The 11867-nt window shown below is 70.7% G+C and carries 10 protein-coding genes; 3 read left to right on the forward strand and 7 right to left on the reverse strand.

From position 1 onward, the window contains the following. Positions 1-66: 66 nt before the first annotated feature. Positions 67-1089, reverse strand: a complete 1023-nt coding sequence (locus ITJ44_RS05005) for a LacI family DNA-binding transcriptional regulator (protein WP_194633623.1) — start codon at positions 1087-1089, stop codon at positions 67-69. Between the two features lie 175 nt (positions 1090-1264). On the opposite strand from ITJ44_RS05005, the gene ITJ44_RS16120 reads away from it, so the two are divergent. Beyond that, positions 1265-2026: an RNase H family protein gene (locus ITJ44_RS16120; RefSeq protein WP_194633624.1), complete on the forward strand. Its 762-nt coding sequence runs from the start codon at positions 1265-1267 to the stop codon at positions 2024-2026. A gap of 38 nt (positions 2027-2064) precedes the next feature. Here the strand turns inward: ITJ44_RS16120 and ITJ44_RS05015 are convergent, their stop codons facing one another. Next, positions 2065-3237 carry a cystathionine gamma-synthase gene (locus ITJ44_RS05015; protein WP_194633625.1) on the reverse strand — a complete coding sequence of 391 codons (1173 nt, stop codon included), beginning with the start codon at positions 3235-3237 and terminating at the stop codon, positions 2065-2067. A 50-nt stretch (positions 3238-3287) separates the two neighbouring features. Continuing rightward, a complete protein-coding gene (locus ITJ44_RS05020; RefSeq protein WP_194633626.1) occupies positions 3288-4652 on the reverse strand; it encodes a cystathionine beta-synthase in 1365 nt (454 codons plus the stop codon). Between the two features lie 169 nt (positions 4653-4821). Between ITJ44_RS05020 and ITJ44_RS05025 the strand changes: the two genes are divergently transcribed. Beyond that, positions 4822-5565 carry a DUF3105 domain-containing protein gene (locus ITJ44_RS05025; RefSeq protein WP_194633627.1) on the forward strand — a complete coding sequence of 248 codons (744 nt, stop codon included), beginning with the start codon at positions 4822-4824 and terminating at the stop codon, positions 5563-5565. 2 nt (positions 5566-5567) lie between these two features. Continuing rightward, the gene (locus ITJ44_RS05030; protein WP_194633628.1) at positions 5568-6335 is read left to right on the forward strand and encodes a DUF305 domain-containing protein; all 768 of its coding nucleotides are present in this window, start codon (positions 5568-5570) and stop codon (positions 6333-6335) included. A 55-nt stretch (positions 6336-6390) separates the two neighbouring features. On the opposite strand, the gene ITJ44_RS05035 is transcribed toward ITJ44_RS05030, so the two are convergent. The 4 genes from ITJ44_RS05035 to ITJ44_RS05050 form a co-directional block, all read right to left on the reverse strand. After that, on the reverse strand, positions 6391-8271 hold the full coding sequence (locus tag ITJ44_RS05035) for an ABC transporter ATP-binding protein (protein WP_194634062.1): 1881 nt from the start codon (positions 8269-8271) through the stop codon (positions 6391-6393). 122 nt (positions 8272-8393) lie between these two features. Further along, positions 8394-9383: a carbohydrate ABC transporter permease gene (locus tag ITJ44_RS05040; RefSeq protein ID WP_194633629.1), complete on the reverse strand. Its 990-nt coding sequence runs from the start codon at positions 9381-9383 to the stop codon at positions 8394-8396. Then, complete coding sequence (locus ITJ44_RS05045; protein ID WP_194633630.1) at positions 9380-10351, reverse strand: carbohydrate ABC transporter permease; 972 nt, start codon at positions 10349-10351, stop codon at positions 9380-9382. Before ITJ44_RS05045 ends, ITJ44_RS05040 begins: the two co-directional genes overlap by 4 nt. Before the next feature lie 125 nt (positions 10352-10476). Beyond that, the gene (locus ITJ44_RS05050; RefSeq protein ID WP_194633631.1) at positions 10477-11841 is read right to left on the reverse strand and encodes an ABC transporter substrate-binding protein; all 1365 of its coding nucleotides are present in this window, start codon (positions 11839-11841) and stop codon (positions 10477-10479) included. Positions 11842-11867: the final 26 nt, after the last annotated feature.

Below are 11867 nucleotides of genomic sequence, written 5' to 3' on the forward strand. Positions count from 1 at the left end.
AGGTCCCGACCCCTCGAAGTGGGGTGTCGGCGGCTGGGGAGGACCCGTCCCGGGCGGCTGCCCGGGTCAGTACGAGGGCGGTCCGGTGGAGGCGCGGACGACCAGCTCCGGGGTGATCGTCCCGCGGTACCTGTCCCCCGTGCCGCCCATCCCGTCGAGCAGCAGCGCCACGCAGCGTCGGCCCACCTCGGCGAAGTCCTGGCGCACGGTCGTGAGCGGCGGCCAGAAGTGCGCGGCCTCCGGGATGTCGTCGAAGCCGACGATGCTGACGTCGCCCGGGACGTCGAGCCCGGCGTCCCTCACGGCGTGGATGAGGCCGAGGGCCATCTGGTCGTTGCTGGAGAAGATCGCCGTGAAGTCGCGCAGGCGCAGCATCTCGCGACCCGCGTAGAACCCGAACTCGGCCGTCCAGTCACCGAGGATGGGCGCGGTCGTGGGCGCGTCGGCCGCCGACATCGCGTCGAGGAAGCCGCGCATCCGGGCCTCGGCCTCGATCCAGTCCTGCGGGCCGGCAAGATGGTAGATGTCGCGGTGGCCGAGGTCGAGCAGGTGCCGGGTGGCGAGGCGCGCGCCCGCGATCTGGTCGACCGAGAGGTCGTGCGCGTCGCCGCGGCCGTCGCTCTGCATGGTCACGTACGGGACGTCGAGCGACATGCTCGCGAGCACCTCGCGCACGCGCACCTGCGGCGCCACCACCACGAGGCCCTCCACGGCCTGGTCGACGAGGTGGCCGAGCGCGACCTGGATCGCTGCCTCGTCGGAGGAGGGCAGGTTCGTGGTCGTGACCAGGTAGCCGGCCTCGCGGGCGGCCGACTCGATGGCCGCGATGGAGGACGCGGGACCGTACTGGGAGCTCTGCGCCGTGAGCACGCCGATGGTGCGGGACCGGCTGGTGACGAGGGCGCGGGCCGCGCGGTTGGGCCGGTACTGCACCTGCTCCATCACGTCGAGGACGCGCTGGCGCGTCTCCGCGCGGAGCGAGGGCGAGTCGTTGATCACGCGCGAGACCGTCTGGTGCGAGACCCCGGCGAGTCGCGCGACGTCGCGGATGCTGGGCGCCCTGCCCCGCGGCGTCTCCGTCGTCATCATCGACCCCGTCTCCGTCCGGGCGCACACCCGGCCACGCCTCCTGGCGCAGGTGTCACATTGTCACATGTGACTGTCACATGCGGCACGGCACGTGATCGCGCGAGACCGGGAGGCGAGCCGCGGCGGTCGGACGGCTGCGGCAGACTGGTCGTCCACCCCACGAGAGGCATCACCTGTGACGATCACCGCCGCGGCAGACGGATCCGCGCTCGGCAACCCCGGACCCGCCGGCTGGGCCTGGTACGTCGACGACGAGCACTGGGCCGCGGGCGGCTGGGCGCACGCGACCAACAACCAGGGCGAGCTCAAGGCCGTCCTCGAGCTGTTCCGCGCGACCGCGCACCTCGACGACGACCTGCTCGTGCTGTGCGACAGCCAGTACGTCATCAACTCGGTGACCAAGTGGATGCCCGGGTGGAAGCGCAAGGGCTGGCGCAAGGGCGACGGCAAGCCGGTGCTCAACGTGGAGCTGCTCAAGGAGATCGACGCGGAGATCCAGGGCCGCCGCTACCGCTTCGAGTGGGTCAAGGGCCACGCGAACCACCCGCTCAACGAGGCGGCGGACGTGCGGGCGCGCGCGGTCGCCACCGCGTTCCAGGGTCGCAGCGCGATCCCCGCCGGCCCCGGCTGGGCGGGCCACGACGCCGACGGCGCCGCGTCCGCCGACGACGCCGATGCGACGGAGACCGCGGCCGTCGCGGCCGACGCGGATCTCGCCGCCGCTCCCCTGGTCGTCGCGGCGGAGGAGGCGGAGGCCGCGGCCCCCGACCAGCCGGGCCTGTTCGACTTCGACGCGTTCGACGAGGAGATCGCGCCGGACCCCGGCGACACCACGCTCACGATCGCGCTCGACCGCGACACCATGGCGCGGCTGAGCGCCCACGCGCGCGAGCGCGGCGTGAGCGTCGACGAGGCCGTGCGCGAGCTGCTGCCCTGACCGACGATCGGCCCGCCGCGGCGGCGGACCGATCGCGGCTAGTGCTTGCCCTGCTTGAGGGCCTTGCCGAGCGCGCGCTCGAGGTCGACGACGAGGTCCTCGACGGCCTCGATGCCGACGGACAGGCGCACGAGGTCGTCCGGCACCTCGAGAGGCGTGCCCTTGACGGAGGCGTGCGTCATCTCCGACGGGTAGCTGATCAGGGACTCGACGCCGCCGAGGGACTCCGCGAGCTGGAACACGCGCGTGCCCTCGACCACGCGGCGCGCGGCCTTCGCTCCCCCGCGCACCTGGAACGAGATCATGCCGCCGAAGCCCGTCATCTGCGCCTTGGCGATGTCGTGGCCCGGGTGCTCCGGGAGGCCCGGATAGTGCACGGCCGTCACGTCGGGGTGCTGATGGAGGAACGCGGCGATCTCCTCGGCGTTCGCCGAGTGGCGCTCGACGCGCACGGCGAGCGTCTTGATCCCGCGGGTGGTGAGCCAGGCGTCCATGGGGCCGGAGACGGCGCCGATCGCGAACTGGAGGAAGCCGACCTTCTCGGCCAGCGCGTCGTCGTCGAGGATCACGGCGCCGCCCAGAACGTCGGAGTGCCCGCCCAGGTACTTGGTGGTGGAGTGCACGACCACGTCGGCGCCGAGCGTCAGCGGCTGCTGCAGGTAGGGCGACGCGAACGTGTTGTCGACGACCACCACGGCACCCGCCGCGTGGCCGAGGTCGGCGAGCGCGCGGATGTCGCTGATCTTCATCAGCGGGTTGCTCGGCGTCTCGACCCACAGGACCTTCGCGGGGCCGGATCCGAGGACCCGCTCGACCGCGGCGAGGTCGCTCATGTCGACCGTCTCCACCACGATCCCCCAGTCGCCGAGCACGCGCGTGAGGAGGCGGTAGGTGCCGCCGTACACGTCGTCGCTCAGCACGATGCGGTCGCCGGGACGGGTGATCGCGCGCAGCAGCGTGTCCTCGGCCGCGAGTCCCGACGCGAACGAGAAGGCGTGCTTCCCCTTCTCGAGCGACGCGAGCAGCTCCTGCAGGCCGGTGCGCGTGGGGTTGGCGCTCCGCGCGTACTCGTAGCCCTCGCGGAGCCCGCCGATCCCGTCCTGGACGAAGGTGCTCGTGAGGTAGAGCGGCGGGATGACCGCGCCGGTCGTGGGATCCGGGTCCTGGCCGGCGTGGATCGCGCGGGTGTCGAAGTCGTGCTTGTCGCTCACGGTGCTCGTCTCTGTGGGTCGGGAGGGGTGCGGGCGTCGGTGCCGGCGGGTCAGTCGGTGAGGTAGGTGAGGAGGTCGTGCCGCGTCAGCACGCCCACCGGCTTGCCGCCGTCGCTCACCATGAGGGCGTCGGCGGATCCGAGGGCGCTCCACGCGTCGGCCACGGTCTCGTTCACGCCGATGAGGCCGAAGGCCGCGCCCGCGAAGGGGCCGACCTGGTCGGACAGCTGCGCGCGCCCGCTGAACACGAGCTCCAGGAGGCTGCGCTCGTCCACCGCGCCCGCGACCTCGCCCATGACGACGGGCGGCTCGGCCGTGAGGACGGGCAGCTGCGAGACGTCGTACTCGGTCATGATGCGGATCGCGTCGCGGATGGTGTCGTTGGGGTGCGCGTGCACGAGGTCGGGCAGGCTGCCGGTCTTCGCGCTCATGACGTCGGCGACCGTGCGCTGCCCGTTCACCCGGGCGAAGCCGTAGGACTGCATCCACTTCTCGTTGAAGATCTTGCCGAGGTAGCCGCGGCCGCCGTCGGGCAGCAGGATGACCATCACGTCGTCGGGGCCGAGGTGCTTCGCGGCCTTCAGCGCGGAGACGACGGCCATGCCGCTGGATCCGCCGACGAGCAGCCCCTCCTCGCGGGCGAGCCGCAGCGTCATGTCGAACGACTCCTGGTCGCTGGAGGCGATGACCTCGTCGACCACGTCGGGGTCGTACGCCGCCGGCCAGAAGTCCTCGCCCACGCCCTCGACGAGGTAGGGGCGGCCGGTGCCGCCGGAGTAGACGGACCCCTCGGGATCGGCGCCGACGATGCGCACGCGCCCCTCCGACACCTCCTTGAGGTAGCGGCCGACGCCGCTGATGGTGCCGCCGGTGCCGACGCCCGCGACGAAGTGGGTGATCTCCCCCTCGGTGTCGCGCCAGATCTCGGGACCCGTCGTCTCGTAGTGGCTGAGCGGCCCGTTGGGGTTGGAGTACTGGTCGGGCTTGAAGGCGCCGGGGATCTCGCGGGCGAGCCGGTCGCTCACCGAGTAGTAGGAGTCGGGGTGGTCGGGCGCGACCGAGGTGGGCGTGACGACGATCTCGGCGCCGTAAGCCGTGAGCACGTTGCGCTTGTCCTCGCCGACCTTGTCGGGCAGCACGAAGACGCAGCGGTAGCCGCGCTGCTGGGCGACGAGCGCGAGGCCGACGCCGGTGTTGCCCGACGTGGGCTCGACGATGGTGCCGCCGGGCTTCAGCTTCCCGTCCCGCTCGGCCGCGTCGATGATGCGCGTCGCGATGCGGTCCTTGGCGCTGCCGCCGGGGTTCAGGTACTCGACCTTCACCAGCACGGTCGCCGAGATCCCCTCGACCACCTTGTTGAGCTTCACGAGCGGGGTGTTCCCGATCAGGTCGAGGATCGTGTCGGCGTACTTCACGTGAGGTGGCGCTCCCGGCTTCGAGGTGTGCGGTCCGATGAGCCCGCCCGTCCAGTGTAGGCGCGCGCCCTCGCCGTGTTACGGGGCGGTACGGGCCCGCGCGGGCAGGGTGCGCCCAGCCCGACCCGGTACCCTGGCCGCACATTCCCCCAGCAGAGAAGGACCATCCGTGGCGCGACGCGACGACACCACGCCCTCCGGCGACGAGAGCGGACGGCCCGTCCCGCCGACCGCCAAGCAGGCCCAGAAGGACCTCACGGTCAAGCAGCAGCGGGAGGCCCGCCGCGCCGAGAAGGTGGCGGCCCTCAAGAAGCAGCAGGACCGCGCGCGCCGCAACCGCCTCATCGGCATCATCACGGGATCCGTGGCCGCCGTCGCGGTCGTCGCCGTCGTGATCGGCGTGGTCGTCTCGAGCGGCACGCCGAAGCAGGATCCGGATGCCATCAGCATCGAGGGCCTCCGCACCTGGGACTCCCTGCCCAGCACGCACGTCCAGACCCCGGTCGACTACGCCGGGCTGTACGACGGCATGAGCCCGCCCGCCGGCGGCGAGCACAACCCCATGTGGCTCAACTGCGGCATCTACGACCAGCCGCAGCCGAACGAGAACGCGGTGCACGACCTCGAGCACGGCGCCGTGTGGATCACGTACGACGCCGCGAAGATCACGGGCGACGACCTGTCGAAGCTCCAGAAGTACGCCGAGTCGTTCGGCGGCTACGTCACGATGTCGCCGTACGACGGCCTCGACACCCCGATCGCCCTGTCCGCGTGGGGCGCCCAGGTCAAGGTCGACTCGATCGACGACCAGCGCATCAAGGACTTCATGGCCAAGTACTGGAAGAGCCCCAACGCACCCGAGGCCGGCGCCGCGTGCACCGGCGCCCTCGAGGGCCAGGGTCGGGTCAGCTGACCGTGACCGACCGCGGCACCGACGGATCCGACCGTCCCCCGGAGGACGACCTCGTCGTGGACCACGTCCCGGACGACGACATCCGCGAGGAGGAGCTCCAGGGCCTCGTCGCGCACGGCGAGGCCACCCGCGCGCGCGGCCGACGGCTCCGCATCGGCGTGGCGGCGGGCATCGTGGCGGTGGCCCTCGTGGTCGCCGGGCTGCTCGTGGGCCGCGTGACGGCGCCCGTCTCGGCGCTCACGCCCAGCACGAACAGCGCGGAGGCCGGCTTCTCCCGCGACATGCAGGTGCACCACGAGCAGGCCGTGCAGATGTCGCTCATGATCATCGACCGCACCGACGACCCCGAGGTCAAGCTCATCGCGCAGGACATCGCGCAGGCGCAGGCGCAGCAGGCCGGCCAGATGTACGCGTTCCTCACCTCGTGGGGCCTCGACCAGGCCCCGTCGCAGCCGCGCATGACGTGGATGACGCTGCCGACGCTCGACGGGAAGACCGACCACTCGTCCATGGACATGACCCCCGGCGCGACGATGCCGGGCCTCGCGTCGCAGGCCGACCTCGACGAGCTGCAGGGCCTCACGGGCGTCGCGGCCGAGAGGAAGTTCCTCACGCTGATGATCGCCCACCACCGCGGCGGCGTCGAGATGGCGCAGGGCCTCCTCGACCGCTCGCGGGACCCGCTCGTCACGGACCTGGCCGCCGGAATGGTGATGATCCAGGACAAGGAGATCCTCTACATGCAGCAGCTCCTCGACGCCCGGTCCTGAGCCGTCCCGACGCACCGCCCGTCCGCCTCGCGGGCGGGCGGTCGTGCGTCCGGGGTCAGGCGGCCGCGGTGCGCTGGTCGCTGTAGAGCCGCGCGTACTCGCCGCCGCGGGCGAGCAGCTCGACGTGCGTGCCCTGCTCGACGATGCGGCCGGCGACGACCACGAAGATCACGTCGGCGTCCACCACGGTCGAGAGCCGATGGGCGATCGCGATGGTCGTGCGGCCGCGCGACGCCGTGTCGAGCGCCTGCTGCACGACGCGCTCCGAGATGGCGTCGAGCGCGCTCGTGGCCTCGTCGAGGATCAGCACGGCCGGGTCCTTCAGCAGCACGCGCGCGATGGCGATGCGCTGCTTCTCGCCGCCGGAGAGCCGGTAGCCGCGCTCCCCCACGAGGGTCTCGTAGCCGTCGGGGAACGACTCGATGGTCTGGTGGATGTTCGCTGCCCGCGCCGCCCGCTCGATCTGCTCCTGCGTGGCGTCGGGCCGCGCGTAGCGGAGGTTCTCGCCGATGGTGGCGTGGAACAGGTACGTCTCCTGGCTGACGATGCCGATGTTCTCCAGCAGCGACTCCTGCTCGAGGTCCCGCACGTCCTCGCCGGAGAACAGCACGCGACCGCCGGTGACGTCGTGGAAGCGCGGGATCAGGTACGACACCGTCGTCTTGCCCGCGCCCGACGGGCCGACGAACGCCGCGAACCGGCCCGGCTCGATCGCGAAGGACATGCCGTCGAGGGTCGGCCTGTCGCCCGGGCGCGTGTCGGGGTAGGAGAAGCGCACGTCGTCGAATTCGACGCGGCCGAGCACCGGGCCCGCCGTCACCCGGCGCGCGTCGTGCCGGTCGCGGATCGCGGGCTCGAGGTCGAGGTACTCGAAGATGCGGGCGAACAGGGCGCCCGAGGTCTGCAGGTCGAGTGCCACGCGCATCAGGCCGATGAGAGGCCACATGAGGCGCGCCTGCACGGTCGTGAACGCGACGATGGTGCCCGCCGTGACGCTGATGCCGCCCGTGATGAGGAAGCCCGCGACCACGTAGACGATTGCCGGGATGATCGACAGGAAGATCTGCACGAGCGCGAAGAACCACTGCCCGCTCATCTGCTGGCTGACCTGCAGCCGGATCTGCGTGCGGTTCTCGGCCTCGTAGCGCTCGGTCTCCGCGGCCTGCCGGTTGAAGCTCTTCGACAGGAGGATGCCGGAGACGGAGAGCGTCTCCTGCGTGATGGCCGTCATGTCCGACAGCGACTCCTGCGTCTTCGACGCGATGCGCGCCCGCACCTGGCCCACGCGCCGCTGCGCGATCACGAGCACCGGCATCAGCACCACGGCCACGAGCGTGAGCTGCCAGTTGAGGACGAGCATCGCGACGAGGGCCGCGATCACGGTCACGGTGTTACCGAGCACGCTCGACACCGTGTTGGTGAGGACCGCCGCGACCCCGCCCACGTCGTTCTGCAGGCGGGACTGGATCACGCCGGTCTTCGTGCGCGTGAAGAAGCCGAGCTCCATGCTCTGCAGGTGCCGGAACAGGTCGACGCGCATGGATCCCATGACCCGGTTGCCGACCGTGGCGGTGAGGTACGTCTGCCAGACGCCGAGGCCGGCGCCCACGATCCAGATCGCGATCATGATCCCGACGAGCTCGACGAGCACGGGGATGTCGGGGCCGCCCGTCGGCGGGAAGAGCCCGCGATCGAAGGCCTGCTGCGTGAGCAGCGGCGGCACGACGGTGAGGCCCGCGCCGACCAGCACGAGCGCGATCGTGAGGGCCAGCGCCCGCCGGTGGGGCTGGAAGAGCTCCGCGATCCGGCCCAGCAGGTTCTCGACGCGCGGCGCCTCGGCGTTGGCCTTGCGCTGCGCCTCGGCGTCGGCCGCGCTCACCCGCCCGCGGCGTCCGCCGCCTCCGCGCATCCCGCCGCCCGCGGCGATGTCGCCCATCCTCGTCATTCCGGCGATTTTACGCCCGTGGGGGATCTCTCCCGACCACGCGGGCGCAAGTCAGGCCGACGGACCGGCCGCCCGCGCGAGCGGACGACCGGGCCGGGTCGGGCGGGTGCGGATCAGCCCTTCGTGGATCCCGCCAGGAGCCCGCGCACGAAGTAGCGCTGGAGGCTGAAGAACACGATGAGCGGCACCACGAGCGAGACGAACGCCGCGGCCGTGAGCCGCTGCCAGTCCTGCCCCCGCGTGCCCGTCAGCTCCGCGAGGCGCTGGGTGAGCGGCGCGACGTCGGGAGTTCCGCCGGAGAAGATCAGCGCCACCAGCAGGTCGTTCCAGACCCAGAGGAACTGGAAGATCGCGAACGACGCGATGGCGGGGAGCGCCAGCGGCAGCACGATGCGGAAGAACACCTGGCCGTGGCTCGCGCCGTCGACCCGGGCCGCCTCGATGACCTCGCCGGGGATCTCCGAGATGAAGTTGTGCAGCAGGAAGATGGCGAGCGGCAGGGCGAAGATCGTGTGCGCCACCCACACCGGCAGGTAGCCCTGCTCGGGGATGAGCGGGATCACGCCGTGCACGGCCTCCTGCAGCGGGCGCAGGGTGCGCGTGAACATCTGCAGCAGCGGGATGAGCGCCATCTGCAGCGGCACGATCTGCAGCGCGAAGATCAGCACGAACAGGAAGTTCGAGCCCGTGAACTTGATCCACGCGAACGCGTACGCGGCCATCGACGCGATGACGAGCGGGAAGAGCGTCGCCGGGATCGCGATGGCGAGCGAGTTCACGAAGTAGGAGCCCAGCTGCGGCGACGACTGCGAGGTGGAGAGCAGCACGTCCTGGTAGTTGTCGAGCGTGAAGCCGGGGTTCTGGAAGATCGTCCACCAGCCCGTGGTCTGGATGAGACCGGCCGGGCGGAACGACGAGATGAACAGGCCGAAGGTCGGCAGGGTCCAGAGCACCGCGATGATCAGGGCGCCCGCGGTGGCGCGACGCGACGTGAGCCGGTTCTTGACGCGGCGGCTCTTCGCCCCGACGGTGGCGGCCTGCTCGATGGTGCCGCGACGGGTCCCGCGGTCCGCGACGGGCAGGTCGGCGGGTGCGACGCTCATCGGATCTCCCTCTGCTTGCTCATGACGCGGACGTTGTAGATGACGATCGGCAGCACCATGAGGAACAGCACGATCGCGAGCGCCGAGCCGCGGCCCTGCTCGCCGGCGCGGAACGCCTGCGTGTACATCTCGTTGGCGATGACGCTCGTGTCGAAGTTGCCCGCGGTCATGGTGCGGACGATGTCGAACACCTTGAGCGTCGCGATGGAGATGGTCGTGACCACCACCACGAGCGAGCCGCGGATGCCGGGGAGGGTCACGTTGAGGAACCGCTCCCACGCGTTGGTGCCGTCGAGCTGCGCGGCCTCGATCTGCTCGGTCGGCACGCCCTTGATGCTCGCGGAGAGCACGACCATGGCGAAGCCGGTCTGGATCCAGATCATCACGATGATGAGCAGCGCCGTGTTGATGGGCGACGTCTGCAGCCATTGGACCGGCTCCTGGCCCGTCCAGACGAGGATCTGGTTGAGGAGGCCGATCTGCGCGTTGTCGCCCGACTTGTAGTCGTAGACGAAGCGCCAGATGATGCCGGCGCCGACGAACGAGATGGCCATCGGCATGAACACGAGGGCCTTGAAGTACTTCTCGCCGCGCGACTTGTCGATGAAGACCGCGTAGGCGAGGCCGATGGCCGTCGACAGCAGCGGCACGAAGACCACCCAGATCACCGTGTTGAGCAGCGTGCGGAGCGCGGACGGCTGGGTGAACATCCAGACGAAGTTGTCGAACCCGGCCCAGTTCCCCGAGTTGTCGCGGAAGGCGAGCAGCGTGGTGCGGAACGCCGGGTAGATGAGGCCGACGGCCAGCAGGATCAGCGCGGGGAGCACGAAGGCGCCGAGCTGCACCCAGTCCTTGCCGCGCTTCGGCGCCTTGTCGATGAGGAAGAGGATCAGCCCGATCACCACGGCGAAGACGGCGAGCGCCACCACCACCTGGAGGATCTTGCCGATCAGATCAGCGGTCGTCATGGACGTGTCGCCCTTCGGGTCGGGATGGGGGGAGGGAGGCGGGGCCGCCGCGCGTGCGCGACGGCCCCGCCGGATCCCGCGTGCGTGCGGGGGACGGTGCCGGCCCGGTCAGGGCCGGCGGCGGATCAGGACTTGGGCCAGCTCGCCTCGATGGCGTCGACCGTCTTCTGGGTCGAGTCGCCGCTCAGCCAGCCGACGATCCCCTTCCAGAAGGAGTCGGTGCCGACCGCGCCGGGCATGAGGTCCGAGCCGTCGAACCGGAACGTGGAGTTCGGGTCCTGCAGGATCTGGATGCTCTGCTTGAGGATGTCGCTCGACGCGTTCGCGGGGTCGAGCCCCTTGTTCGCGCTGATGACGCCGCCCAGCTTCACGCGGTTGTTCGCCCAGGTGTCGCTCGACAGGTAGGAGAGCACCGCGGTGATCTCGTCGCTCGACTTGAAGGCGCCGACGAGCTCGCCGCCGCCGGTGACCGTCGTCGCGTCGCCCTCGTTCGTGGGCGGCAGGAGGAACGCGTAGACGTCGCCGTCGGGCGAGACCTTCGCGTCGGTGCCGTCGGCCTTCTTCCAGAAGCCCTCGTAGAACGAGGCCTGGTGGTGCAGCGAGCACGTGCCGTCGAGGATCGGGAGGCCGGCGTCGCCGAACTCCGTGGAGATGATCGACGAGACGTCGCCGAGGCCGCCGTTGACGTAGTCGGGGTTCTTGATGATGTCGCCGACGCCGTCGAACGCCTTCACGATGGCCGGGTCGTTGAACGGGATCTGGTGCGTGACCCACTTGTCGTAGGTCTCCGGCCCGGCCTCGCGGATGACGTAGTCCTCGACCCAGTCGGTGACCGGCCAGCCGGTGGCGTCGCCGGAGCCGATGCCGACGCACCAGGGCTTGTGGTCTCCCTCGGCCGCGATCTTCTTGGTGAGGTCCATGAGCTCGGCCGTGGACTTCGGGGTCTCGTACCCCTTCTCCGTGAACTCGGCCGGCGAGTACCAGACGTAGCCCTTGACGCTCGCCATGAGCGGCGCGCCGTAGAAGGTGCCGTCGACGGTGCCGTAGCCCTTCCAGTCGGTGGACCAGCCCTTGTCGACGTTCTCCTCGACGGCGGCGGGCGCCGGCTGCAGGTAGCCCTTCGTGGCGAGCACGTTGAACAGGCCCGGCTGCGGGATGATGCCGATGTCGGGTGCCGACTGGCCCTCCGCGAGGACCGCGATCTGCGCCTCGAACTCCTTGGTGCCCTGGTAGTTCACGGTGATGCCCGTGCAGGACTCGAAGTCCTTCCAGGACTCGACGAGCCGGTCGGCCTCGTCGTCCTGGATCGTGCCGCCGATGCTGACCTCGGGGCTCCCCTCGAACGTGCCGTACGACGAGTACGGCGAGCAGTCGGTGTTCGCGGCGTCCTCGGCCGCGATGTCGCCCGTGCAGCCCGTGAGCGCGAGGCCGGCGATGCCGACCGCTGCGAGGGGTGCCGCGAAGCGACGTCGGAATAGGGCGTGGCCCATGTGCGTCTCCTCTTCATCGAGGGATG

The sequence above is a fragment of the Clavibacter sp. VKM Ac-2873 genome, from assembly GCF_015351075.1.
Lineage (GTDB): Bacteria > Actinomycetota > Actinomycetes > Actinomycetales > Microbacteriaceae > Clavibacter.

Coding starts and splice junctions, on each gene's coding strand:
- ITJ44_RS05005 (WP_194633623.1), bottom strand. CDS start 1,089: ATGATGACGACGGAGACGCCGCGGGGCAGGGCGCCCAGCATCCGCGAC.
- ITJ44_RS05050 (WP_194633631.1), bottom strand. CDS start 11,841: ATGGGCCACGCCCTATTCCGACGTCGCTTCGCGGCACCCCTCGCAGCG.
- ITJ44_RS05045 (WP_194633630.1), bottom strand. CDS start 10,351: ATGACGACCGCTGATCTGATCGGCAAGATCCTCCAGGTGGTGGTGGCG.
- ITJ44_RS05035 (WP_194634062.1), bottom strand. CDS start 8,271: ATGGGCGACATCGCCGCGGGCGGCGGGATGCGCGGAGGCGGCGGACGC.
- ITJ44_RS05040 (WP_194633629.1), bottom strand. CDS start 9,383: ATGAGCGTCGCACCCGCCGACCTGCCCGTCGCGGACCGCGGGACCCGT.